At 72.0% G+C, this 24,486-nt stretch carries 22 protein-coding genes; 10 read left to right on the plus strand and 12 right to left on the minus strand.

Translation table 11 applies throughout. The features are described from left to right. Window positions 1-250: 250 nt before the first annotated feature. The 3 genes from proC to ABZW18_RS17040 form a co-directional block, all read right to left on the minus strand. The gene (gene proC / locus ABZW18_RS17030) at window positions 251-1,060 is read right to left on the minus strand and encodes a pyrroline-5-carboxylate reductase (RefSeq protein WP_356188015.1); all 810 of its coding nucleotides are present in this window, start codon (window positions 1,058-1,060) and stop codon (window positions 251-253) included. 178 nt (window positions 1,061-1,238) lie between these two features. Further along, window positions 1,239-1,976: an ABC transporter permease gene (locus ABZW18_RS17035; RefSeq protein WP_356188017.1), complete on the minus strand. Its 738-nt coding sequence runs from the start codon at window positions 1,974-1,976 to the stop codon at window positions 1,239-1,241. Beyond that, on the minus strand, window positions 1,973-2,839 hold the full coding sequence (locus tag ABZW18_RS17040; RefSeq protein WP_356188019.1) for an ABC transporter ATP-binding protein: 867 nt from the start codon (window positions 2,837-2,839) through the stop codon (window positions 1,973-1,975). Before ABZW18_RS17040 ends, ABZW18_RS17035 begins: the two co-directional genes overlap by 4 nt. 105 nt (window positions 2,840-2,944) lie before the next feature. Between ABZW18_RS17040 and ABZW18_RS17045 the strand changes: the two genes are divergently transcribed. Continuing rightward, on the plus strand, window positions 2,945-4,354 hold the full coding sequence (locus tag ABZW18_RS17045) for a M1 family metallopeptidase (protein ID WP_356188021.1): 1,410 nt from the start codon (window positions 2,945-2,947) through the stop codon (window positions 4,352-4,354). Between the two features lie 94 nt (window positions 4,355-4,448). Here the strand turns inward: ABZW18_RS17045 and ABZW18_RS17050 are convergent, their stop codons facing one another. From ABZW18_RS17050 to ABZW18_RS17060, 3 genes are read right to left on the minus strand one after another with little or no spacing between them, the layout of a single operon-like run. Further along, the gene (locus tag ABZW18_RS17050) at window positions 4,449-4,760 is read right to left on the minus strand and encodes a hypothetical protein (protein WP_356188023.1); all 312 of its coding nucleotides are present in this window, start codon (window positions 4,758-4,760) and stop codon (window positions 4,449-4,451) included. Next, window positions 4,729-5,265 (minus strand): hypothetical protein, encoded by a 537-nt coding sequence (locus ABZW18_RS17055; protein WP_356188025.1) that lies wholly within the window; start codon window positions 5,263-5,265, stop codon window positions 4,729-4,731. The genes ABZW18_RS17050 and ABZW18_RS17055 overlap by 32 nt, the downstream gene beginning before the upstream one ends. Before the next feature lie 38 nt (window positions 5,266-5,303). After that, window positions 5,304-5,630, minus strand: coding sequence for a hypothetical protein (locus tag ABZW18_RS17060; RefSeq protein WP_356188027.1), 327 nt, complete (start codon window positions 5,628-5,630; stop codon window positions 5,304-5,306). Window positions 5,631-5,772: 142 nt separating this feature from the next. Between ABZW18_RS17060 and ABZW18_RS17065 the strand changes: the two genes are divergently transcribed. Both ABZW18_RS17065 and ABZW18_RS17070 read left to right on the plus strand, forming a co-directional pair. Beyond that, the gene (locus ABZW18_RS17065) at window positions 5,773-8,505 is read left to right on the plus strand and encodes a PQQ-binding-like beta-propeller repeat protein (RefSeq protein WP_356188029.1); all 2,733 of its coding nucleotides are present in this window, start codon (window positions 5,773-5,775) and stop codon (window positions 8,503-8,505) included. 258 nt (window positions 8,506-8,763) lie between these two features. Further along, window positions 8,764-9,540: a VOC family protein gene (locus ABZW18_RS17070; RefSeq protein ID WP_356188031.1), complete on the plus strand. Its 777-nt coding sequence runs from the start codon at window positions 8,764-8,766 to the stop codon at window positions 9,538-9,540. A gap of 115 nt (window positions 9,541-9,655) precedes the next feature. On the opposite strand, the gene ilvD is transcribed toward ABZW18_RS17070, so the two are convergent. The 4 genes from ilvD to ABZW18_RS17090 all read right to left on the minus strand — a co-directional run bounded on the left by ilvD (window position 9,656) and on the right by ABZW18_RS17090 (window position 14,360). Next, window positions 9,656-11,506, minus strand: a complete 1,851-nt coding sequence (gene ilvD, locus ABZW18_RS17075; protein WP_356188033.1) for a dihydroxy-acid dehydratase — start codon at window positions 11,504-11,506, stop codon at window positions 9,656-9,658. A gap of 418 nt (window positions 11,507-11,924) precedes the next feature. After that, on the minus strand, window positions 11,925-12,539 hold the full coding sequence (locus ABZW18_RS17080; protein ID WP_356188035.1) for a TetR family transcriptional regulator: 615 nt from the start codon (window positions 12,537-12,539) through the stop codon (window positions 11,925-11,927). Continuing rightward, the gene (locus tag ABZW18_RS17085) at window positions 12,536-13,345 is read right to left on the minus strand and encodes a sugar phosphate isomerase/epimerase (RefSeq protein ID WP_356188137.1); all 810 of its coding nucleotides are present in this window, start codon (window positions 13,343-13,345) and stop codon (window positions 12,536-12,538) included. Before ABZW18_RS17085 ends, ABZW18_RS17080 begins: the two co-directional genes overlap by 4 nt. An 82-nt stretch (window positions 13,346-13,427) precedes the next feature. Then, complete coding sequence (locus ABZW18_RS17090) at window positions 13,428-14,360, minus strand: Ppx/GppA phosphatase family protein (protein ID WP_356188037.1); 933 nt, start codon at window positions 14,358-14,360, stop codon at window positions 13,428-13,430. A gap of 65 nt (window positions 14,361-14,425) precedes the next feature. On the opposite strand from ABZW18_RS17090, the gene ABZW18_RS17095 reads away from it, so the two are divergent. Then, on the plus strand, window positions 14,426-15,226 hold the full coding sequence (locus tag ABZW18_RS17095) for a hypothetical protein (RefSeq protein ID WP_356188039.1): 801 nt from the start codon (window positions 14,426-14,428) through the stop codon (window positions 15,224-15,226). A gap of 61 nt (window positions 15,227-15,287) precedes the next feature. Here the strand turns inward: ABZW18_RS17095 and ABZW18_RS17100 are convergent, their stop codons facing one another. After that, the gene (locus tag ABZW18_RS17100; protein WP_356188041.1) at window positions 15,288-17,003 is read right to left on the minus strand and encodes a sigma-70 family RNA polymerase sigma factor; all 1,716 of its coding nucleotides are present in this window, start codon (window positions 17,001-17,003) and stop codon (window positions 15,288-15,290) included. A 364-nt stretch (window positions 17,004-17,367) separates the two neighbouring features. Here ABZW18_RS17100 and radA point away from each other — a divergent pair, with 364 nt between their 5' ends. Both radA and disA read left to right on the plus strand, forming a co-directional pair. After that, a complete protein-coding gene (radA, locus tag ABZW18_RS17105) occupies window positions 17,368-18,804 on the plus strand; it encodes a DNA repair protein RadA (RefSeq protein ID WP_356188043.1) in 1,437 nt (478 codons plus the stop codon). A 66-nt stretch (window positions 18,805-18,870) separates the two neighbouring features. Beyond that, the gene (gene disA, locus ABZW18_RS17110; RefSeq protein WP_356188045.1) at window positions 18,871-19,995 is read left to right on the plus strand and encodes a DNA integrity scanning diadenylate cyclase DisA; all 1,125 of its coding nucleotides are present in this window, start codon (window positions 18,871-18,873) and stop codon (window positions 19,993-19,995) included. Between the two features lie 76 nt (window positions 19,996-20,071). Here disA and ABZW18_RS17115 read toward each other — a convergent pair whose 3' ends face one another. Then, window positions 20,072-20,899, minus strand: a complete 828-nt coding sequence (locus tag ABZW18_RS17115) for a hypothetical protein (RefSeq protein WP_356188047.1) — start codon at window positions 20,897-20,899, stop codon at window positions 20,072-20,074. A gap of 486 nt (window positions 20,900-21,385) precedes the next feature. Between ABZW18_RS17115 and ABZW18_RS17120 the strand changes: the two genes are divergently transcribed. From ABZW18_RS17120 to cseB, 4 genes are all read left to right on the plus strand, one after another. Next, complete coding sequence (locus tag ABZW18_RS17120; RefSeq protein WP_356188049.1) at window positions 21,386-22,291, plus strand: A/G-specific adenine glycosylase; 906 nt, start codon at window positions 21,386-21,388, stop codon at window positions 22,289-22,291. 192 nt (window positions 22,292-22,483) lie between these two features. Next, on the plus strand, window positions 22,484-23,038 hold the full coding sequence (locus tag ABZW18_RS17125; RefSeq protein ID WP_356188139.1) for a SigE family RNA polymerase sigma factor: 555 nt from the start codon (window positions 22,484-22,486) through the stop codon (window positions 23,036-23,038). Then, complete coding sequence (locus ABZW18_RS17130; protein WP_356188051.1) at window positions 23,026-23,763, plus strand: hypothetical protein; 738 nt, start codon at window positions 23,026-23,028, stop codon at window positions 23,761-23,763. Before ABZW18_RS17125 ends, ABZW18_RS17130 begins: the two co-directional genes overlap by 13 nt. 9 nt (window positions 23,764-23,772) lie before the next feature. Then, window positions 23,773-24,483, plus strand: a complete 711-nt coding sequence (gene cseB / locus ABZW18_RS17135) for a two-component system response regulator CseB (RefSeq protein ID WP_356188053.1) — start codon at window positions 23,773-23,775, stop codon at window positions 24,481-24,483. Window positions 24,484-24,486: the final 3 nt, after the last annotated feature.

A 24,486-nucleotide genomic window follows, 5' to 3' on the forward strand; every position in this document is an offset into this window, starting at 1 on the left:
GACCGAATCGAATTCCGGCATGCCGAAATCGTTCCCGATGGGAGGTCCTGCAAGAGGTGGTGTGCCGCCGGTGCGGCTCAAGTGGCCGCCGCAGAGTCTGTATGACTCCGTGACAACTCGAAGGACAGTACACGACACCCAGCAGTGCTACAAACCCGGGCCCGGGTGCCGGGCCGATGCCTCAACAGTGCCCGAGTCGGCCCGGGAGTTGGCGCGGGCCGAGGGTCCGGCCCGCGCTTGTCCGAGGCGGTCAGCCGTTGCCCGAGGCCAGCTCACGGCTGCGGTCGCGGGCCGCCTCCAGGGCCGCCAGGAGGGCTGCCCGTACGCCGTGGCGCTCCAGTTCCCGGATGGCGTTGATGGTGGTGCCCGCCGGGGAGGTGACGGCCTCGCGGAGCGTGACCGGGTGCTCGCCGCTGTCGCGGAGCATGACGGCGGCGCCGATGGCGGCCTGGACGATCAGGTCATGCGCCTTGTCGCGGGGCAGGCCGAGGAGGATCCCGGCGTCGGTCATCGCCTCGACCAGGAAGTAGAAGTACGCGGGGCCGGAGCCGGAGAGGGCGGTGGTGGCGTCCTGCTGGGCTTCGGGGACGCGCAGCGTCTTCCCTACGACGGCGAAGATCTCCTCGGCATGGGCAAGGTGTTCGGCGGTGGCGTGGCTGCCCGCCGAGATGACGGACATGGCCTCGTCCACGAGGGCCGGGGTGTTGGTCATGACACGGACGACCGGGGTACCGGCCGCGAGCCGCTGCTCGAGGAAGGCGGTCGGGATGCCGGCGGCGCCGCTGATGACCAGGCGGTCGGAAGGCACGTGCGGAGCGAGCTCGTCGAGCAGCGCGCCCATGTCCTGGGGCTTGACCGTGAGGATGAGGGTGTCGGCGCTCTTGGCGGCCTCTGCGTTGGAGACGGCCTCGACGCCGTACCGGCTGCGGAGTTCTTGGGCGCGCTCCGCGCGCCGGGTGGTGACCAGCAGCTCGGCGGGTGGCCTGCCGCCGCGGATCATGCCGCTGAGCAGTGCTTCGCCGATTTTGCCGGTGCCGAGAACGGCGACCTTCTGCGTCATGGTGTCGCTCACCTCGTCGGGGTGCGGTGTCACGCGTGTACGCGCGCGCGTGACGTAGTACAGAGGTCCATCCTGGCACCGGCGCGCGTGGGGAGGCGGGGGCGTCCACGTGGCGGAAGGGGGACCGCCGGCCAGGACGGTCCCCGCCCCGGTCCCCGCCCGGACCGAGGGCGGAACGCTACGAGGTGCGGCGGTGGAGTGTTGCCGCGCCGAGGGAGAGGACCAGCAGGGCGCAGCCGGCGACGACCACCGCGTCGCGGACGAAGTCGCCCGTCACCGAGGTGTTGCGCAGCACCTCGTTCATCCCGTCGACGGCGTACGACATGGGCAGGACGTCGGAGACCGCCTCCAGCACGGGCTGCATGGTGTCGCGCGGGGCGAACAGTCCGCACAGCAGGATCTGCGGGAAGATCACGGCCGGCATGAACTGCACCGCCTGGAACTCGCTGGCCGCGAAGGCGCTGACGAACAGCCCCAGTGCCGTGCCGAGCAGGGCGTCCAGGAGCGCGACGAGCAGCAGGAGCCACGGGGACCCGGCGATGTCGAGGTCCAGGGCCCAGACCGCGAGGCCGGTGGCGAGGGCCGCCTGGACCACGGCGAGCAGGCCGAAGGCGAGGGCGTAGCCGATGATCAGGTCGCCCTTGCCCAGAGGCATGGAGAGCAGACGTTCCAGCGTGCCGGAGGTGCGTTCGCGCAGGGTGGCGATGGAGGTGACCAGGAACATCGTCACCAGCGGGAAGATGCCGAGCAGCGAGGAGCCGATGCCGTCGAAGGACCTCGGACTGGCGTCGAAGACGTAGTAGAGGAGCACCAGCAGCGCGCAGGGGACGAACAGCAACAGGGCGATGGTGCGCGGGTCGTGGCTGAGCTGCCGCAGCACGCGGCGGGTGGTGGCGAGTGTGCGGGAGAGGTTCACCGGGGTTCACTTCCTGAGGTTGCTTCGACGGAGGGGAGCCGGTGGCCGGCGGTCTGCGGGAGCCCGTCCGCTCCGGCGGCCGCGTCCCTGCGCTTCGCCGCGTCGACCAGGTGCAGGAAGGCTTCCTCGACCGTTTCGCTGCCCGTACGGTCCCGGAGCGCCGCCGGTGTGTCTCCGCCGGCCTCCGGCCGGGAGGTGCCCCCAGCGAGGATCCGGCCCGCCCGCATGAGCAGCAGCCGTTGGCAGCGTTCGGCCTCGTCCATGACGTGGGAGGAGATGAGGAGCGTCGTGCCGCGCTCGGCGGCGAGGCGGTGGAAGAGGTTCCACAGGTCGCGGCGGAGCACGGGGTCGAGCCCGACCGTCGGCTCGTCGAGGACGAGGAGTTCGGGCGTGCCGAGCAGCGCTACGGCGAGCGAGACACGGGAGAGCTGGCCGCCGGAGAGGGTTCCGGCCAGGGCCTCGGCGTGGTCGGCGAGGTCGACCTCGGCCAGGGCCCGCTCCACCTGCGCGCGCCGGTCGCCCCGGCCGAGCCGTGGGTCGAGGACGGCTGCGTAGTAGTCGAGGTTCTGCCGAGCGGTGAGGTCGGCGTAGACGGAGGGCGCCTGGGTGACGTAGCCGACCAGGGAGCGCAGCGGGGCGCTGCCGGCCGGTCGGCCGAGGACGTCGAGGGTGCCGGTGACCTTGGCCTGGGTGCCTGCGATGGCGCGCATCAGTGTCGATTTGCCGCAGCCGCTGGGGCCGAGGAGGCCGGTGACCTGGCCGCGGGGGATGTCGAAGTCGAGGGTGTCGAGGACGGTGCGGCCACCGCGGATGACGCTGAGGCCGCGGGCCCGGATGGCGGGCTCCCCGGATTTATTCATCATGCGGTGAATAATGCTCCCGGCCCCTCGCCCGAGTCAAGGCGGGGGCGCCGCGCGGATTGGCCCGTAGGGTCTGATCGGTTCGTATCCGTGTATGACAGGAGATCCGTGACAGTCCGTCCGTCCCGCGCCCGGCACGTTCCGGCCGCGCTCGCAGCCGCCCTGTTACTCGCCTCCTGCACGGCCGACACGTCCGGCGGCGGCAAGGCCGGGGCGGACTCGGCCGGGGACCCGTTGTTCCCCCGGCTGGGAAACGGCGGGTACGACGTCGGGCACTACGGCCTCCGGATCGACTACGACCTGCAGCGCCGGCGGCTCGACGGGACCGCCGTCGTCACCGCCGAGGCCACGCACGCCCTGAGCAGCTTCAGCCTCGATCTGGCCGGGCTGACCGTGCGCCGGGTGACCGTGGACGGGAAGAAGGCCCAAGCCCGGCGGAAAGGCGACAAGTTGGTTGTCCGGCCCGCGCGTATCGTCGCGAAAGGCGCCACCTTCCGTACGACCGTCGACTACGGCGGACGGCCGAAGAAGCTGACCGACCCCGACGGCTCGACCGAGGGCTGGGTGCCGACGGACGACGGTGCGCTCGTCGTCGGTGAGCCGGCCGGGTCCATGACCTGGTTCCCCGGCAACAACCACCCCAGCGACAAGGCCTCGTACGACATCGCGGTCACCGTGCCCAAGGGCTGGACCGCCCTCGCGGGCGGCGAGTTGCGCGGCGAGCGGACGAGGGGCGGGCGGACCACCTTCAGCTGGCACAGCGGCGAGCCGATGGCCTCCTACCTCGCCACCGCCACCATCGGGAAGTTCGAGCTGAGGCGGTCGGAGACCAGGAGCGGGCTTCCGCTGTACGTGGCTGTGGACCCGCGCGAGGCCGCGGACAGTGCGAAGCCGCTGGACAGGATCGAGGAGATCCTGAAGTGGGAGACCACGTTGTTCGGCCCGTACCCCTTCTCCTCCGCCGGCGCGATCGTGGACCACGAGCCGAAGGGTGTCGACTACGCCCTGGAAGTGCAGACGAAGCCGGTCTACCCGGAAGCCCCCGATCACGCCACGGTGCTGCACGAGCTGGCGCACCAGTGGTTCGGCAATTCGGTGACGCCGGAGACCTGGCAGGACATGTGGCTCAACGAGGGCTTCGCGACCTACGCCGAGTGGCTGTGGCAGGAGCAGCACGGCGGGAAGCCGGCGCAGGAGACCTTCGACGAGTTGTACGCCAAGGACGAGGACGATGCTCTGTGGGAATTCCCGCCGGGCGATCCGGGCAGCGCGGAGAACATCTCGGGCGACCCGGTGTACGAACGCGGCGCGATGGTGCTGCAGCAGTTGCGGCTCGCGGTCGGTGACAGGACCTTCTTCGAGATCCTGAAGGAGTGGCCCGCCGAGTACCGGCACGGCAATGCCGACGCCGACGACTTCATCGCCTTCTGCGAGAAGAAGGCGGACGAGGACCTGGGCGAGCTGTTCGACACCTGGCTCTACAAGGACGGCCGACCCGACTGGGAGTACGAGAAGTAGCCGCGGCCCGCCCGCGCATACTTCCACCACACACCCGCTGGTGCTTCCACCACACACCCGCTGGTGCTTCCCCTCACACCCGCTCGCTTTCCGCTCACACGATGCCGGGTGCCAGGCGGAGCGCGCCGGGGTGACGCCGCGCCAGGTGGAGCAGGCGGATGGTCGAGCGGGCCGCCTCCTCCTTGGCCCGCGCCGCCGGGCGGCCGGTCAGGGAACGCTCGCGCGGGGAGTCGTCGTGGCGTACGGACTGGATCAGGCTGTCCCGGCGGCCCAGGCTCACGCACTGGACGAGGTAGCCGAAGCGCAGCTGCCGCGGCTCCTCCCCGCGCGCCTCGGCGACGATCGCGGCAGCGGCCTGCGCGGACGGTCGTCGGTCAGCGCCTTTTGCGCTTCCTTCCCGGCGCACGGGCGGCGGGGTTGCCCGCGCGGGTGGCGCGCCGACGCTCATGGAGTTCGCACTCGCGCTCGTACTCGGCACGGTGGAGTTTCTCGCCCGGGGCCTCTGCCAGGGCACGGAAGAACCAGGCGAGCAGCACACCGATGAAGCCGATCACCCGGATGCTCTGCATGGACCGCTCGACGCCCGGGTCGCTCCTGCCGGAGCCCTGAGCAGCGTCCTTGCCCCCGTCCGGACGGCGGGTGAAGTCCTCCCACGTGCGGCGGAAGGCGAGCGCGCTGCATGCCGCGAACATCACGACCACCAGCATGCTGACCAGGCTGCCGACGCGGGCGATGCCCAGCCCCTCGTAGCCGAAGCGCAGCACGAGGGCACCGGCCGCGGCGGCCAGCAGCGAGCCGGCGGCCACCGCGGCGCGCCGCAGCCCGTAGTTCCCGTCGTGGTTCACCCATGTCGTGCCGAAGAACCGGATCGGTTCCGGCCGAGGTCCTGCGGGCTGCTGCGCATCACTCATGCCGACGATTATCGCTCCCGGCTTCCGCGGCCCGTCGCTCAGGAGCAGCGCGGGGCCACATAGCCGTCGTGGCCCGTCTTCACATAGGCGTCCGCCACGTACTGCCCCGGACCGATCTTGTCCCAGATATCGGAACTGCCGTACGGGCCGCTGACCCGCTGACCGCGCCGCTGGCAGCTGATCACCACATGCGCGCCGTACCCGAGCACCCTCACCAGGCGGCTCGTGGTGCTGGGCCCGCTGCGCACATTGACGCGGTAGCCCGGCGCGACGGGATACCTGTTCCCCCCCGACGCCGCCGCCGTTTCGGCAGTCCCGTCGGCACCGGCGCTCTCTGCGGGTTTTTCGATCTCTTCAATGGCCATACGGCCCTCCCCCGTTGAGTGGCCCGACCGGGTGTTTCCGGCCGACGACATGCGCAGGCTAGCAACCGCCGACCGGCTCGTACGCGCCATCGACTAGGCTCCGTGAGCCGCCAACTGCGGCCGAACTTCACGGGGGTGGGGAATGCCGCCGCTGCGCGGTACCGGGGCCGGCCCGGAAGCGGAGGATCCGGAATACGCCGGGCAGTACCGGCTCGAGGCGCGCCTCGGCTCGGGCGGTATGGGAGTCGTCCATCTGGCCAGATCCACCTCGGGGCTCCGGCTCGCGGTGAAGGTGGTGCACGCGGACTTCGCCGGCGACGACGAGTTCCGGGCACGGTTCCGGCAGGAAGTGGCGGCGGCCCGGCGGGTGAGCGGGGCCTTCACGGCACCGGTCGTGGATGCCGACCCCGACGCCGTACGGCCCTGGATGGCCACCCTCTACATCCCCGGTCCCACACTCGCCCAGCATGTGAAGCGGAACGGGCCGCTGGCACCTCCGGAGGTGCGGCGGCTCGCGGCCGGGCTGGCCGAGGCGCTGCGTGACATCCACCGGGCCGGTGTGGTGCACCGGGATCTGAAGCCGGGCAATGTGCTGCTGGCGGAGGACGGGCCGAAGGTCATCGACTTCGGGATCTCGCGCCCGTCGGACAGCGATCTGCGGACGGAGACGGGGAAGCTGATCGGCACGCCGCCGTTCATGGCCCCGGAGCAGTTCCAGCGGCCGCGTTCGGTGGGGCCGGCGGCGGATGTGTTCGCGCTGGGCTCGGTGCTGGTGCACGCGGCGACGGGGCGGGGGCCGTTCGACTCGGAGAGCCCGTACATCGTGGCGTATCAAGTGGTCCACGACGAGGCCGACTTGGCGGGGGTTCCGGAGGGTCTGGCGCCGCTGATCAGCAGCTGTCTGGCGAAGGACCCGGAGGACCGGCCGACCCCGGACGCGGTGATGGCGATGCTGCGCGGGCTGGCGTCGGCGGAGGCGGGAGAGGCAGGCGCGTCGTGGGCCGCCCTGCGCCCGGGCGCGGGTACGGGCACAGGCGCGGGTCCCGGTCCCCGTCCCGTTCCCGGCCCGCGCGCGGGCGGGACAGCTGCCGGTCGAGTGCCGCAGCCGCGCCGCCCCAGCGCCCTGGAGAGCGGGGCGGCGGCAGCGGACTGGCCGAGTGCGGACGGGTCATGGGGTTCCCGCGGCATCACCGAGTACCCGAACAGCCGGCTGGACGTCGATGCGACGCCGGACCCGTCGGCGAGGTCGGGAACCGCGGACGATGTGGCCTGGCCGGACACGGTGTGGCAGCCGGGGGCCGATGCCGACGACCGGCGGCAGGCGGAGCGAGCGGCTGACGGGACCGATGAGACTCATGCCGGGCGGTCAAGGCGCGCGGCCCGGACGGATCCGGAGACCACCACCGGCAGCGGCAGACGTGCGGAACCCGCGGTGCACACGGGACCCACGGAGCCCATCAGCGGCGCGGTGCTGCGGGAGTCCGCGGAATCCGAGGGCAGCCCGCGAGCTGTCCAGCCGGCGGACGGTGCGGCCCGTCAGGCATCGAGGGCCGACGGCGGGAACCGGAGTGGGCACCCGGCGGAGGTCCTCGGAGACGGAACAGCGTCGGCGGCCGGACCGCCGCCAGTCGGTGCCCGCCCCACTGCCGCGCGGTGGCGCACCCGGCGTCTGCGGTGGATCGCCGCCGGGGCGGCGGTCGTAGCCGTAGTGCTCGGCGCGAGCATCGCCGGTGCCGTACGAGACCCCGCCCCGCCCGGCGACCACGACCGGGAGAGGAAGAGCAGCGCGGCGCCGTTCCGGCCCTGGAAGACCACCCTCGCCACGGCGGGCGCCCCCAAGTCCGGCATGCGCGCGCCCTTCTGTACGTACGCGGGCGGCGCCCTGCACTGCGCCACAGTGGGGGTGAAGTCGGCGCGCCTCGACCCCTCCTCCGGCCGCCGGGTCTGGTCGCGCGGACAGGCGCCGCCACCCCCCGACGGGTCGATACCCACCGCTCCGGTGCCCTGCGACGGCCTGCTCCATGTCATGTCGGCGGACGGCACACGGCTGGAGGCTCTGGACCCGGCTTCCGGCAGGACGCGCTGGAGCAAGGCCGTCTCCTCGTACGCAGGCCGCGTGTACCACGCGGGCGACAAGGTGCTGCTGGTCTCCGGCGACGGGACGGTCCGCGCGCTGCGGGGCGCGACGGGCAGGGAGGACTGGCGGCAGCGGTTCTCCGCACACGCGGCGCCGGTGTTCTCCCCGTACGCGGACGAGCGCACCGCGTACGCCGTGTCCACGCATGGGGACGGCTCGCGCACGCTGGTGAGCGCTGTTGACACGGCCACGGGCGAACTCCGGTGGGAGCACCGGCTGTCCGGCACCCTCACCCCACTCGCCACCGGCAACGACGGTGCCCTCCTGCTGACCTCCTCCGACCTCGAACAGCGCACCGACGCCATCGTCCGCTACGACCCCGAGCGCCGCCGCGAGCGCCGTATCCCGCTCGCGCTGCCGCTGCCCTCGGCCGCTGCCGCGGCGCACGGCGACACGGTCCATCTGCTCGCCTACGGCGGCACGTTGATGGCCGTCGACACGCGCCGAACCGATGCGGGGAGCGCCGAGCTCTGGCGGATGGAGACCTCCGTCAGCAACGCGTCGCAGCTGACCGTCACCGACGGCCGGCTCTACTTCACCGCTGCCGACGGCCGGCTGCTGGCCGTCGACACCCGCCGGGGTGTGCTCATCGGCCAGACACCGCCCCGGATGAACGCGGCGAACCGCGACTACACGGCCGATGTGCCCGCACCGGTGGTTGCGGGCGGGAAGGTCTTCGCGGCAGCGCCGGACGGCACCATCTTCGGTGTGGGGGCGGACGCTCCGTCACGCTGGTGACGATCGCGCCGCCACGCGACGCCGCGCCTATCGCGCGCGTACACGCGTGCCCCCGGGCCCTGAGGCCGGAGCGGCCGACTGACAGTCCCCGCGACAAGGCAGCGCCCCGGCGTCCACCACGGGCGCCCGGTCGGCGTCCGAGGCGATCCGGTCGGGCCCGAACGCCACGGTCGAGTCCGAGCCCCGGCATGTGGGACGTGGACCGGCCTCTATGCGGTCTAACGTCGGACACCCGGCTTCGCACCGAAGGAGCACGCAATGTCCTACGTCACCGGCAACCAACCGCACGGCACCCCGACCTGGATCGACCTCGGCGTCCCCGACCTCGAGCGCGCGATGGACTTCTACCGTGCACTGTTCGGCTGGGAGTACGAGGTGGGGCCGGCGGAGTCCGGGCGCTACACGATGTGCCTGCTGCGCGGCCGACCTGTCGCGGGGATCATGCCGCATCCCGATCCGGACGCCACCGACCGCTGGTGGAACATGTACATGGCCACCAACGACTGCGACGGCACCGCCAAGCGCATCACCGACGCGGGCGGCACCCTGATCCAGGCCCCGATGGACGTCATGGACCAGGGCCGCATGGCCATCGCCAACGACCCCGTCGGGGCCAGGTTCGGCCTCTGGCAGGGCCACGCGCACATCGGATGCGAGATCGTGAACGAGCCCGGCTCCCTGGTCCGGAACGATCTGGCCACCCCGGACCCCGAACCGGCCCGGAAGTTCTACGCAGCCGTGTTCGGCTACACGCTGGACCTCAACGAGGACCTCCCGGACTTCGACTTCACCTTCCTGCGCCGCCCGGACGGCCACGAGATCGGCGGGATCTTCGGCACCCCGGACGTCCCGTTCTCCGCCTGGCAGACCACGTTCGAGGTCGCGGACACCGATGCGCTGGTGGAACGGGCCGGCGCGGCCGGGGGCACGTCCGGAAATCTCATGGACACCCCGTACGGGCGGTCGGCGGAGATCACCGACCCCTTCGGCACCGGGTTCTCAGTCATCGCGAGGCCCCCGGAGCAGCAGAGCTGACGTCGCGCCGCGGCTCGCGCCGACGCCGCTCCGGCCGAGCGGGTGGCGGCCGTGACGGCCCCACCGCCCGCTCCGTCCGCGTGCGTTCGGAGCGGTTCGGCGGAGCGGTTCGGCGTCAGCCCAGCTTGGAGACGTCCCGCACCGCGCCCTTGTCCGCGCTGGTGGCCATCGCCGCGTACGCGCGCAGCGCCTGCGAGACCGTACGGTCGCGGTTGGCCGGGCGGTAGCCGCCCAGCTTCTCCAACAGTGCGGTGCGCCGCGCCGCCAGCTCCTCGTCGCTCACCTCGAGCTCGATCGCGCGGCCGGGGATGTCGATACGGATCAGGTCGCCGTCCTCGACGAGGGCGATCGTGCCGCCCGACGCCGCCTCGGGGGAGGCGTGGCCGATCGACAGACCCGAAGTGCCGCCGGAGAAGCGGCCGTCGGTGACCAGCGCGCACTTGGCGCCCAGGCCGCGGCCCTTGAGGAACGCCGTCGGGTAGAGCATCTCCTGCATACCGGGGCCGCCCTTGGGGCCCTCGTAGCGGACGACGACGACGTCGCCCTCCTTCACCCGCTTGTTGAGGATCGCGTCGACCGCGTCCTCCTGGGACTCCACGACCACGGCGGGACCGGTGAAGGTCCAGATCGACTCGTCGACGCCCGCGGTCTTCACGACACAGCCGTCCTGGGCGAGGTTGCCGTACAGGACGGCGAGGCCGCCGTCGGCCGAGTACGCGTGGGCCACGTCGCGGATGCAGCCGGCCTCGGCGTTGGTGTCCAGGGAATCCCACCGCTCGGACTGGGAGAACGCGGTCGCGGAGCGTCGGCAGCCGGGGGCCGCGTGGAACATCTCCACGGCCTCCGGGGACGGCGAACCGCCCCTGATGTCCCAGGTCTTGAGCCACTCGGCGAGCGAGTCGGCGTGGACGGACTTCACGTCCTCGTGGAGGTGCCCGCCTCGCTGGAGTTCGCCGAGGATGGCGGGGATGCCGCCGGCCCGGTGGACATCCTCCATGTGGTAATCACCGTTGGGAGCGAGCTTGGACAGACAGGGGACACGGCGCGAGACGCCGTCGATGTCCGCCATGTCGAAGTCCAACTCGGCTTCCTGGGCGGCGGCCAGCAGGTGGAGGATCGTGTTGGTGGAGCCGCCCATGGCGACGTCCAGGGCCATCGCGTTCTCGAAGGCGGAACGGCTCGCGATGGAGCGCGGCAGGACGGACGCGTCGTCCTGCTCGTAGTAGCGCTTGGTGATCTCGACGAGCGTGTGCCCCGCGGCCTCGTACAGCTCCTTGCGGGCGGTGTGGGTGGCGAGCACCGAGCCATTGCCCGGGAGGCCCAGACCCAGCGCCTCGACCAGGCAGTTCATCGAGTTCGCCGTGAACATGCCGGAACAGGATCCGCAGGTCGGGCAGGCCGCTTCCTCGATGCGCTCGAGGTCCTGGTCGGAGACCTTGTCGGAGACCGCCTCGGACATGGCGTGGACCAGGTCGAGGTTGGAGCGGACGGTGCCGTCGACGAGGACGGTCTTCCCGGCCTCCATCGGGCCGCCGGAGACGAACACGGTGGGGATGTTGAGGCGCAGCGCGGCCATCAGCATGCCGGGCGTGATCTTGTCGCAGTTGGAGATGCAGATCAGCGCGTCGGCGCAGTGCGCCTCGGTCATGTACTCGACGGAGTCCGCGATCAGATCGCGGGAGGGCAGGGAGTAGAGCATCCCGGCGTGGCCCATGGCGATGCCGTCGTCGACCGCGATCGTGTTGAACTCGCGCGGGATTCCGCCCGCCGCCTTGATCGCGTCGGAGACGATCCGGCCGACCGGCTGGAGGTGGGTGTGCCCCGGCACGAACTCCGTGAAGCTGTTGGCGACCGCGATGATCGGCTTGCCGAAGTCCTCGCGCTCTACGCCGGCGGCGCGAAGAAGGGCACGGGCGCCCGCCATGTTGCGTCCGTGGGTGACGGTGCGGGACCTCAGCTCTGGCACGGGGGTCACTCCCTTGGGTTCTCCGGTTGCGGCTCTCCGGACACCGGGCGTCCGGCCTCCCCGGCCACGCTGCCGAGCAGCTGCCAGGATCTTACGAGCCTACGCCTCGATGCCAGGATCCGGACAGCTCGTCCGGAATGCGGGACGAATGTCTCACAGACCGGGGCACTGTCGACGGCTCCGTACCGAGTAGTGCGGGCGTCTGTCGACGGCTCTGTACCGGGTAGCCTGCGTACGCCCTGTTCAGCCGGGTAGTCCCGGCGGCGGCCGCGAGCCGGTGGGCCATGGAGGGCGGCCGTGACACCTCCTGCCGTACGTACGTGCCCCTGCGCTGCGGGCGGCCGCTCCGCTCCCTACAGCGGGCCCGTCACGGCTCGGCACGATTCGGTACGGCCCGATCCGGTACGGCACGGGCCCGTCACGGCTCGGTCAGATACCGCTGCAGCGTGGGCGCCACCATCGCGATGATCTCCTCGGCGTCCGCCGTGGCCATCGGCTCGACCTTGACGACGTACCGCAGCATGGCGATGCCGACCAGCTGCGACGCGGCCAGCTCGGCCCGGAACGTCGGATCCGGCACGTCGAGCTCCCCCGCCACACGCCCCAGCATCCGGCGCAGCACGAAGTTGCGCAGCACCGAAGCAGCCGTCTCGTGTGTCACCGCGGAGCGGATGACGGCGAGCAGCGGCGCGCGGGTGGCCGGGTTCTCCCACACGCCGATGAAGAAGCGCGCCAGCCGCTCGCCGACGTCCTCGGTCCCCTGTGCCAGGACTTCGGGGACGCTCAGCGCCGGCTCGAGGGCCACCTCGATGGCGGCGGCGAAGACCTGTTCCTTGGTTCCGAAGTAATGGTGGACCAGGGCCGGGTCGACGTCCGCGGCCCTGGCGATGCCGCGGACCGTGGTCTTGTCGTAGCCGCGCTCCGCGAATTCCGTACGGGCGGCGGAGAGGATCCGGTCGCGCGTCGCCGGGCCGTCGGCGGCGTCCGTACGCGACGGACGGCCGCGTTTGCGCGGCGAGCGGGTGGCACTCACGGCCGGCCGGCCCTCGACGAGGACGCCAGGTGCAGCCGGGTGAAGGCCAGCGCTTCCGCGAGGTCGGCTTCGCGTTCGGCGGCGGACATGGCGCGGCGGGTGTTGACCTCCACCACCACATGGCCGGAGAAGCCGGTCCTGGCCAAGCGCTCCAACAGGTCGGCGCAGGGCTGGATGCCGCGCCCCGGCACCAGATGCTCGTCCTTGTTGGAGCCGCTGCCGTCGGCGAGGTGGAGATGGGCCAGCCGGTCGCCCATCCGGTCGACCATGGCCAGCGCGTCGGCGCGGGCCGTCGCCGTGTGGGACAGATCGACCGTGAAGTGCCGGTAATCGTCCTTGGTGACATCCCAGTCGGGGGCGTACGCGAGCATCTCGCGGTCGCGGTAGCGCCACGGATACATGTTCTCGACGGCGAACCGTACGTCGGTCTCGTCCGCCATACGCCAGATTCCGCTGACGAAGTCCCGGGCGTAATTGCGTTGCCAGCGGAAGGGCGGATGGACGACGACCGTGGTGGCTCCCAGCTTCTCCGCCGCCGCCTTGGCCCGTTGGAGCTTGACCCACGGGTCGGTGGACCACACCCGTTGGGTGATCAGCAGACAAGGCGCGTGGACAGCCAGGACCGGCACCCCGTGGTAATCGGAAAGGCGCCGCAGCGCCTCGATGTCCTGGCTGACCGGATCGGTCCAGACCATGACTTCGATGCCGTCGTAACCCAGGCGCCCAGCGATCTCGAAGGCCGTCGCCGTCGACTCCGGATACACGGAGGCGGTGGACAGGGCGACCTTCGCGTCCGGGATGCGCACTGGTTGAGCCACGGGAGACAGCGTACGGCGTGTCGCGCCGGGCGACGGAGGGGGCGGCCCGCGGACGGGGCCGGTCCGCCGGTCAGGAGGACGGGAGGTGGTCCAGGCGGCGGAGGATGACTCCCTCGCGCAGCGCCCAGGGACAGATCTCCAGTTCCTCCACCCCGAACAGGTCCATCGCGGCCTCCGCCACCAGCGCCCCGGCGAGCAGCTGTGACGCCCGCCCCTCCGATACGCCGGGCAGCGCGCAGCGGTCCGCGGCCGTCATTCCGGCGAGCCGCGGCACCCATTCCTCCAGGGCCTTCCGGGTGAGTCCGCGCTGGACGTACAGGCCCTCGGCGGAGCGCGCCGCGCCCGCGATCCTGGCCAGCTGTTTGAAGGTTTTCGACGTGGCGACGACATGGTCGGGCGGGCCGAAGCGGGTGAACTCCCCGACTATGCGGGCGATCACGGCGCGTACGTGGCGGCGCAGCAGCTTCACGTCCGCCGCCTCGGGCGGGTCCCCGGGCAGCCAGGCGCTGGTCAGCCGTCCCGCGCCGAGCGGCAGCGACACCGCCCTGTCCGGCTCCTCGTCGAGCCCGTACGCGATCTCCAGCGAGCCCCCGCCGATGTCGATCACCAGCAGGCGCCCGGCCGACCAGCCGAACCAGCGGCGGGCGGCGAGAAATGTGAGCCGCGCCTCCTCGTCGCCGGTCAGCACATTCAGGGTTACGCCGGTCTCCTCGGCGACCCGGACCAGCACATCCGCCGCGTTGACGGCCTCGCGGATGGCGGAGGTCGCGAACGGCAGGACGTCCTCGACACCCTTGTCCTCGGCGGCCTGGAGTGCCTCGTTGATGGTGCTGACGAGCCGGTCGACGCCCTCCCCACCGATCGCGCCGTCGTCGTCGAGGAGTTCCGCCAGTCGCAGATCCGCCTTGTGGGAGTGGGCGGGGAGCGGGCGGGCGCCCGGGTGCGCGTCCACCACCAACAGATGAACCGTATTCGAACCCACGTCGAGGACACCGAGTCTCATACGGAGCACGCTACTGCGGCGGGTGAGCGGTCACGTACGGACCTTCGCCCGCTTACGCTGGACACGTGGCAAAGACGAAAAAGGCCAAGCGGGGCAAAGCAGCCAAGAAGCCGTCCCAGTCGTCCGACGAGGTGGGGACGGACTTCACGCGTGCGTGGGTCGAGTTCCCCGACCCCGCGGACGAGGAACAGGTCTTCCGCTGTGACCTGACCTGGCTCACCTCCCGCTGGTCGTGCATCTTCGGCCAGGGCTGCCAGGGCATCCAGGCGGGACGGGCCGACGACGGCTGCTGCACGCTGGGCGCGCACTTCTCCGACGAGGACGACGAGAAGCGGGTCGCCGAGCACGCGGCCCGGCTGACACCGGAGATCTGGCAGTTCCACGATGTGGGCACGGAGACCGGCTGGGTCGACGTGGACGAGGACGGCGAGCGGCAGACCCGGCGCCACGAGGGCTCGTGCATCTTCCAGAACAGGCCGGGCTTCGCGGGCGGGGCCGGCTGCTCGCTGCACATCCTGGCGCTGCGCGAGGGGCGCGAGCCGCTCGAGACCAAGCCGGACGTGTGCTGGCAGCTGCCGATCCGGCGGACGTACGACTGGGTGGACCGGCCGGACGACACCCGGGTGCTGGTGGTCTCGATCGGCGAGTACGAACGGCGCGGCTGGGGGCCCGGCGGCCACGATCTGCACTGGTGGTGCACCAGCGCGCGCTCCGCGCACGGAGCGGGGGAGCCGGTCTATGTCTCGTACCGGCCGGAGCTCACGGAGCTGATGGGCAAGGCCGCGTACGACAAGCTGGCGGAGCTGTGCGAGCAGCGCGTGGCGTCGCTGCTCCCGATGGCCCCGCACCCCGCGGACCCGGCGTAACGGTTCCGCGGGGATCTGTCCGCCGTCCGCGGGACCGCCCCGGCCGCCCCTCGGTGCGGCGTCAGCCGGACTGACTGGGACTCCCGCTGCCGCTGGGTGACGTCGTGCCGTCCGACGGCGTCGGGCTGGGCTCCGGGTCGCTCGGCGACGGGGTCGGAGTCGGGGTCGGCGTGGGCTCCGGGGGCGTTCCGCGGCCCTGGATCGTGATCACCGAGCCCGACGGGTCGATCGCCACCCGCGCGGTCCACCGCCCCCGGGGCTCCTGCGCCGAGTCCACGGACACAGTGATCGTCACCGACTCCCCCGGCCGCAGCACGCCCGAGGTCATACTCAGCCGCAGCCACGGCTGATCCGCGTACGCAGACCACCGCACCGGCGAACCGCCCGACGCGGACAGTGTGATGAGCGTCGCATCGCCGCCCGGCTGGGCGTCCACCGTCAGCCGCCCCGGCCCCTGCCCGGCGCCCGGCCTGCCGGGCCCCGACGGTCCGGCAGCCCCGCTCGGCCCGCCTCTGTCCATGGCCCGGTCGGACGGCGTACGCCTGCTGTCGCCGCCGTGCCGCGGACGCCCGGCGCCGTCCGCGTCGACGACCTCCACCGACACATCGGGAGAACGCTTTCCCGCGGAGAAGCCCGGGTGGGGGCCGACCTCCGCGTTGCCCGCCTTCTCGTACGGGCGGCCGCCGAGCCCGTCCGAAGCGTCCTCCTCGACGGCCGAGACCGAACCCACGTCCGGCCCCTCGCCGGTCAACGGCGCGCCCCGGTACGCCGCCCACAGCGCGAGCACCGGCGCCGCGATCACCGTCGCGACCACCGTCGTCGTCACGGCGCGGCTGCGCATCCGGCGGCGCATGGCCGCCCGGTCCTTGGGGTCCATGGGGAAGCCGCTGCGGTCGTAGCGCGGACCGGTCCGCGCGCCGCCGGGGCGCGTCAGGGCACGCGTCATCGCGGCGTGTGCGGCGGCCGGCGGCGCCTGGAGCACGGGAAGCGTGCCGGGCACCGCGGTACTGCCGGGCCAGGGGCCGCCGGCGGTTGCGCGCTCCGCGGCGCGACGGCACTCGGGACAGTCGTCGACGTGCCGTACGAGCTCGCGGCGGAGCGCGGTACTCAGCAGCACCTGGTTGTCACCGGTGAGCCGGGCGACGACCGGGCAACTGCCGCGCTCGACGACGACGAGGGCGGCGCGGGTGCGCTCCACCTCGCAGGCGGCACTGGAGAGCAGGGCCCGGGCCGCGTCGCGCTCCATACCCAGGACGGCCGCGACCTCCTCGGGCCGAAGCTGGTGCCGGACGGCGAGTTCCAGGGCCTCGCGCTGCTCGGGTGTGGTCCCGGCGGCCTCCGGCCAGGCGAGCGCGGCGAGTTCGCGGCGACGGTCCGCGGTGACGGCCTCGGAGAGCGCGGGAGCCTCCTGCTGCGCCGGCGGCTGCGCTTCGCGGCTGCGCCGCTTCTCGGCGAGCTGCTGGAGGCAGGCCCAGCGGGCGATCGCGTACAGCCAGGGACGGCGCTGCGCGTCGTCGGCGGGACGGCGGCCGCGCTGCCGCTCGGCGATCGCGAGGACTTCTCCGAGCACGGCGGTCGCGGCGTCGTGCTCGCAGAGGACCGACAGGCAGTACGTGAACAGGCCGTCCAGATACGGCTCGTAGCGGTCGGGCGGCCGCTGCGGCGAGGCGGACGGATCCGGGCGGCTCCGCGAGGAGCTCTGCGCGCGGTGGTTCGCCCGGTGTGTTCCCGCCGTGGACCCGGTGGAGTGCGTGGAGTGCTCGCGCCTGCTGCTCATCACCCGCCGACGGTAGGCGGATGATGCCTGGCCGTTCGCGGCGCTTTAGCTGATTTAACCCCAACGGGTGATTAGACCACTCAAAAGAGGACACGCATTCCCCTTGCCATGACGGTGTTCTGCTATAAGGCACTCGACGTCGTGAGGCACTCGAACTCTGGCCGCCCTCGCCCCATTCCTCGTCCTCCTCCCCTCCCCTGCCCTCCTCGTGGAGGTCCGGGGATCCGCGGGGCAATGCACAGGAATCTCAGGGCGCCCCGGCGTCTCCGCCCGTGCGGGTCCGGGCTCAACGAGCCGGTGGACGGGGACGTTCCGCGACTGGGGGCCGGGACCGGTTGTCGGAGCCCACCGCTACGGTGACGGCATGGCTGTCGCCCGTACGTCCCGCTCCTCCGCCAAGGACCGCCCTTCCTACCGCTGCACCGAGTGCGGCTGGACCACCGCCAAGTGGCTCGGCCGCTGCCCGGAGTGCCAGGCGTGGGGCACGGTCGAGGAGTTCGGCGGCGCGCCCGCGGTCCGTACGACCGCGCCCGGCCGGGTCACCTCCGCCGCCCTCCCCATCGGCCAGGTGGACGGCCGCCAGGCCACCGCCCGCAGCACGGGAGTGGCGGAGCTCGACCGGGTGCTCGGCGGCGGCATCATCCCCGGCGCCGTCGCGCTGCTCGCCGGGGAGCCCGGCGTGGGCAAGTCCACGCTGCTCCTCGATGTCGCGGCGAAGGCGGCGTCCGAGCAGGAACGCACCCTCTACGTCACCGGCGAGGAGTCCGCCGGCCAGGTCCGGCTCCGCGCCGACCGCATCGGCGCGCTCAACGACCACCTCTACCTCGCCGCCGAGACCGATCTGTCCGCTGTCCTCGGCCACCTCGACTCCGTCAAGCCGTCGCTGCTGGTCCTCGACTCCGTGCAGACCGTCGCCTCACCCGAGATCGACGGCGCACCGGGCGGCATGGCCCAGGTCCGCGAGGTCGCGGGAGCCCTCATCCGCGCGTCCAAGGAGCGGGGGATGTCCACCATCCTGGTGGGCCATGTCACCAAGGACGGCGCCATCGCGGGCCCCCGGCTGCTGGAACATCTGGTCGATGTCGTGCTGCATTTCGAGGGCGACCGGCACGCCCGCCTCCGCCTGGTGCGCGGGGTGAAGAACCGCTACGGGGCGACCGACGAGGTCGGCTGCTTCGAGCTGCACGACGAGGGCATCACCGGGCTCGCCGACCCCTCGGGCCTTTTCCTGACCCACCGCGACGAGCCCGTTCCCGGCACCTGCCTGACCGTCACCCTGGAGGGCCGCCGCCCCCTCGTCGCCGAGGTCCAGGCGCTCACCGTCGATTCGCAGATCCCCTCCCCGCGCCGCACCACCTCGGGCCTGGAGACCTCGCGGGTCTCGATGATGCTGGCCGTCCTGGAGCAGCGCGGAAAGATCTCGCAGCTCGGCAAGCGCGACATCTACAGCGCCACGGTCGGCGGTGTGAAGCTGACCGAGCCGGCCGCGGACCTCGCCGTGGCCCTCGCTCTGGCCAGCGCCGCGAGCGACACACCGCTGCCGAAGAACCTCGTCGCCATCGGCGAGGTGGGGCTGGCCGGAGAGGTGCGGCGGGTCACCGGAGTGCAGCGCCGGCTGGCCGAGGCGGCCCGGCTCGGTTTCACCCACGCACTTGTCCCCACGGACCCCGGCAAGGTCCCGTCCGGGATGAAGGTCACGGAAGTGGCCGACATGGGCGACGCCCTGCGGATGCTGCCCCGGCGCACACGCCGTGAGGCGCTGCCGGAGGACGCCCCACATAAGCAGCCCGGCCGCCGGTAGACTTTGCCCTGGTCTCGCCCGTACGTACGCCCCGGGCCCCCCAATCGTGACGACCGGAGGAGTGGAGTGGCAGCCAGCGACCGGACGGCAGCTCCCGGCAAGTCCGGCGGGAGCTCCGGTACCGAAGGCCTGATGCGCGCATCGCTGAGCGCTGTCGCGCCCGGCACGGCCCTGCGCGACGGACTGGAGCGGGTGCTCCGCGGCAATACCGGCGGTCTCCTCGTCCTCGGTATGGACAAGACCGTCGAAACGATGTGTTCGGGCGGTTTCATCCTCGATGTCGAATTCAGCGCGACCCGGCTGCGCGAGCTGTGCAAGCTGGACGGCGCGCTGATCCTGGACAAGGACATCACCAAGATCGTGCGGGCGGGCGTACAGCTCGTTCCGGACGCGTCGATCCCCACCGAGGAGACCGGCACGCGGCACCGCACCGCTCAGCGCGTCTCCATCCAGGCAGGCTTCCCCGTCGTGTCCGTGAGCCAGTCGATGCGGCTGATCGCGCTGTACGTGGGCGGGCAGCGCCGGGTCCTCGAGGACTCCGCGGCGATCCTGTCCCGGGCCAACCAGGCCCTGGCGACGCTGGAGCGCTACAAGCTCCGTCTCGACGAGGTGGCGGGCACGCTCTCCGCTCTGGAGATCGAGGACCTGGTCACGGTCCGGGATGTGTCGGCCGTGGCGCAGCGGTTGGAGATGGTCCGCCGCATCGCCACCGAGATCGCCGAGTACGTGGTGGAGCTCGGCACCGACGGGCGGCTTCTCTCGCTCCAGCTGGACGAGTTGATCGCCGGCGTCGAGCCGGAGCGCGAGCTGGTGGTCCGTGACTACGTGCCGGAGCCGACCGCGCGGCGGACCCGTACGGTCGCCGACGCGCTGCGCGAACTGGACGCGCTCAGCCACGCCGAACTGCTGGAACTCCCCACGGTGGCGCGGGCGCTGGGCTACAGCGGCTCTCCCGAGACGCTCGACTCCGCGGTCTCCCCGCGCGGTTACCGGCTGCTCGCCAAGGTGCCGCGGCTTCCGAACGCCATCATCGAGCGGCTCGTCGAGCACTTCGGCGGGCTGCAGAAGCTTCTCGCGGCGAGTGTCGACGATCTGCAGACGGTCGAAGGCGTGGGCGAGGCCCGGGCCCGGTCCGTACGCGAGGGGCTGTCGCGGCTGGCCGAGTCCTCGATCCTCGAGCGCTACGTGTAGCTCTCCGGCCCTGCTGCCCTGCGCGGCCTGTCCGGCCATGCGTGCCGGGCGGGCGGGTCCGCGCCCGGCAGGGCGGTCAGTCCTTGGCGAGCGAGAAGGAGACGCGCGCCGTCGGCAGACCGGCCGGCTTCACCTCGACCAGATACGTACCCGGCTTCGCCGAACCGGCCGAAGGCGTCGCGCACTCCGGCTCACTCGGCTTGCGGTCCCACTCCACGGTCCGGCTGGACTCCCCCTCGGCCGGGACTTGGAGCAGCATGCGGCTGTGCTTCGGGCAGTCGTCCGACGCCCACATCGGATCGTCGTCGTCCGCGAGCGTGATGGTCAGCACCGCGGCCTTGTCCCCGAAGTCCAGCTTGCAGCTCTTGCCGGAGGAGTTCTTCGCGACGATCTCGAACTTCGGCTTGTCGCCGGGGGCGTAGGAGTTCTTGACGCTGCGCACGGTCAACTTCGTTGCTCCGGATGTGCAGTCGGGGAGGCTCGAACCGGCCGGGACGCCGATTCCGCCGCCGCTTCCTGAGCCGCCGGAGCCGTCGGCCCCGCCCGTCGCTCCGCCGTCGCCGCCTTCACCGTCGTCACCTGCGCCACCACCCGTGCCGCCGCCCGGGCCACCGCCGGTTCCGCCACCCGTACCGCCGCCGCTGCCCCCGCCCTCCGACTCGTCGCGCCCGCCCGGCCGTTCACTGACCGCGGGGCCGGACGAGGAGGGGCCGGGCGTGATGGAGCTCGCGGGCCCGTCGGCGTCCGGACCCTTGCCCTGGCCGTCACCCCCGCCGGAGCCACCGGAGTTGACCGCCCAGACGATCAGCAGGGAGAGCAATGCGACCAGGGACAGCGCAACCGCCCTCCGACGCCAGTAGATGGAGGAGGGAAGCGGCCCGACCGGATTGCGCAGAGATCCCACGCGCAAACCTTACGAGAGATCGGTCCACTGTCAGGCCACTACCCGCCGCCATCCGCCCCTTCTTTTCCCGATCATCATCACGGAGCCCGACTTTCGTCGGGTCAAGCCGCCGCCCATCGCTCACTGTGACGATTCCGGCCCCATTCGTACGTTCCGTGACCACGAAGGAAGCAGGTCCCTGTCGACTCGCTGTCGAGGCATCACCAACTTCGCCCACGACATGCCCGGCTGGTTTCGCTTCCTGACCGGATTCGGCAGCGGCAACAGGACTCCGTCCCCCTCGCCGCCGTCTCCGCCGTCCACCCCGCCGACGGACCCGGGGGCGGGCGGCACCGCCCGTGAATCCGCGAGGGAACCGTGGGTCGGCGCGTCGGCCGTGCGGTCGCCCCCGACCGGCGGCGACACCGGCGGGCCGGAGCCGAAAGTCGGGTCCAGTGCCGGGGTTGCCACCGCTGGGCCGCGACCCGTGCCAGGATCGGAACTGCCATGACTACATCCAGCACGAGCACCACCACCGGCCGGCCCGCCCTCCACTCCCCCGTCATCGACTGGTTCGGGACACACGCCCGCGACCTCCCCTGGCGCCGCCCCGAGGCAGGCCCCTGGGGCGTGATGGTCAGCGAGTTCATGCTCCAGCAGACCCCGGTCGCCCGTGTCCTCCCCGTGTACGAGCACTGGATCTCCCGCTGGCCCCGGCCCGCCGATCTCGCCGTCGAAGCGCCGGGCGAGGCGGTCCGCGCCTGGGGGCGGCTGGGCTACCCCCGCCGCGCGCTGCGGCTGCACTCCGCCGCCTCGGCGATAGCGGAGCGGCACGGCGGCGATGTACCGCGCGACCACACCAAGCTCCTCGCCCTGCCCGGCGTCGGCGAGTACACGGCAGCGGCAGTGGCCTCGTTCGCGTACGGCCAGCGGCACGCCGTGCTCGACACCAATGTGCGCCGTGTCTTCGCCCGCGCGGTGGCCGGCACCCAGTACCCGCCGACCGCGACCACCGCGGCCGAGCGTCGCCTCGCCCGCGACCTGTTGCCGGACGACGAACAGACCGCCGCGGCCTGGGCCGCGGCCACCATGGAACTCGGCGCGCTGGTCTGCACCGCCCGTACCCCGGACTGCGCCCGCTGCCCGATCGCCGACCGGTGCAGCTGGCGGCTCGCCGGTTCGCCCGCGCACGACGGCCCGCCGCGCCGCGGCCAGACCTACGCGGGCACCGACCGCCAGGTCCGCGGCAAGCTCCTGGCCGTACTGCGGGAGTCGGCCGTCCCGGTGCCGCAGGAGGCTCTCGACGCGGTGTGGGACGAGCCGGTGCAGCGAGCCCGCGCGCTGGACGGCCTCGTCGCGGACGGTCTGGTCGAGCCGCTCGACGGGGGCGCGTACCGGCTCCCGCTGAGCTGAGCCGACCCGCCGGAACCGGCCCGCTCGCCCCATTCGCCCCGCAAACTCCGCGCTGTTACACAACCGAGGGGTATCCGTGCGCCCGCCGAGGGGCGGAGCGGACGGCTCCGTTACAGCGCCTCCGTAGCTTCATGCCTGTGCCGGAAACCGGTGCTGACACGGGGCAGGAACAGCGGAATGGAGGCGGTCGAGATGGCGAGCAGCGAGGTCGGCGAGGTCCTGGAGTTCGAGGAGTACGTCCGGACAAGGCAGGATGCGCTGCTGCGCAGTGCCCGGCGACTCGTCCCCGACCCGATCGACGCCCAGGACCTGCTCCAGACCGCTCTCGTCCGTACGTACGGCCGCTGGGACGGCATCGCCGACAAGTCCCTCGCGGACGCCTACCTCCGCCGCGTGATGATCAATACGCGCACCGAGTGGTGGCGCGCCAGGAAGCTCGACGAGGTCCCCACCGAGCAACTGCCGGACGCCAGCGTCGATGACGGCAGCGAGCAGCGCGCCGACCGCGCCCTGCTGATGGACATACTCGGAGTTCTCGCCCCGAAGCAGCGCAGCGTCGTCGTCCTGCGACACTGGGAGCAGATGAGCACGGAGGAAACGGCGGCCGCCCTGGGCATGTCGACCGGTACCGTGAAGAGCACACTGCACCGGGCGCTGGCCCGGCTGCGGCAGGAGCTGGAGCGGCGCGAACTGGACGCGCACGACCTGGAACGCACGGAGCGGGGGCGGGAGCGTTGCGCGGCCTGACCACGGCTGAATCCCCGAACGAAGACGACGAAGCACCCGAAGAACTCGCAGGACTGGCAGAACTCGCAGAACTCGAAGCATGCGAAGCGAGAGGTACGGCGGTCCATCTGATCCGGACCGGTACGGCGGCCGCAGGCGCGGCCGCCGTCGGCCTGTTGCTCGCCGGCTGCGGCACGGGCGGCGAGGGCGTACGCACGGAGGGCCCGGCGCGGCCCGGCGCGGCGACCAAAGTGACCCCCACCGACCCGGCGTTGGCGTCCTCGGCGGCCCCCACCAAGGACGAGGCCGTCGCGTTGGTGAAGAAGGACCGCAAGGTCAGCGTCAAGATCCGCGAGAGCCTCAACCGCTGCGTGGGTGAGTACCCGGTCGACGTCAGCTACGGCAAGATCACCGGGGGCCGTGCCAACGATGTGGTCGTCAACGTCCTCAGCTGCGGCGACGCGATCGGTGTCGGCAGCTATGTCTACCGCGAGAGCGCGGACCGCAAGCGATACGAGAATGTCTTCGTGAACGAGGAGCAGCCGGTCTACGCCGAGATCTCCAAGGGCGATCTGGAGGTCACCCGGCAGGTCTACGGCCCCGGCGACGACCGGTGCTGCCCGTCCGGCGAGGATGTCCTCACCTACCGCTGGGCCGGTGACGGATTCACCGTGCACGGGCGGGTGCACAGCGACTTCAGCAAGTCGGTGAACGGCGCCGAACCGACCGCGGCCCCGGAGCAGTGAGAGCAGCAGATGCCTGAGACCCATGTGCTCTTCGTCGAGGACGACGATGTGATCCGTGAGGCGACCCAGCTCGCGCTGGAGCGTGACGGATTCTGTGTCACCGCCGTGGCCGACGGGCTGACGGGACTGGAGAGGTTCCGCGCCGACCGGCCGGACATCGCGCTGCTGGACGTCATGGTGCCGGGCCTGGACGGGGTGAGCCTGTGCCGCCGGATCCGTGACGGGTCGACCGTTCCCGTGATCATGCTCTCCGCGCGGGCCGACTCCATCGATGTCGTCCTCGGCCTGGAGGCCGGTGCCGACGACTACGTGACCAAGCCCTTCGACGGGGCCGTGCTGGTGGCCCGCATCAGGGCCGTACTGCGCCGGTTCGGCCACGCCGGATACCGGCCGAACGGCGCGAACGACGGCTCGGGAGACGACGGGAGCGGCGAGTCCGAACTGCGCTTCGGCGATCTGGAGGTCGACAGGGAGGGCATGGAGGTCCGCAAGGACGGCGAACCGGTCGCCCTGACCCCGACGGAGATGCGGCTGCTGCTGGAGTTCTCGGCCGCGCCCGGGACCGTGCTCTCCCGCGACCGGCTGCTGGAGCGGGTCTGGGACTACGGCTGGGGCGGTGACACCCGGGTCGTCGACGTCCATGTGCAGCGGCTGCGGGCCAAGGTCGGCCAGGACCGGATCGAGACGGTCCGCGGCTTCGGCTACAAGCTCAAGGGCTGACGC

Source organism: Streptomyces sp. NPDC004647 (genome assembly GCF_040609575.1).
Lineage (GTDB): Bacteria > Actinomycetota > Actinomycetes > Streptomycetales > Streptomycetaceae > Streptomyces.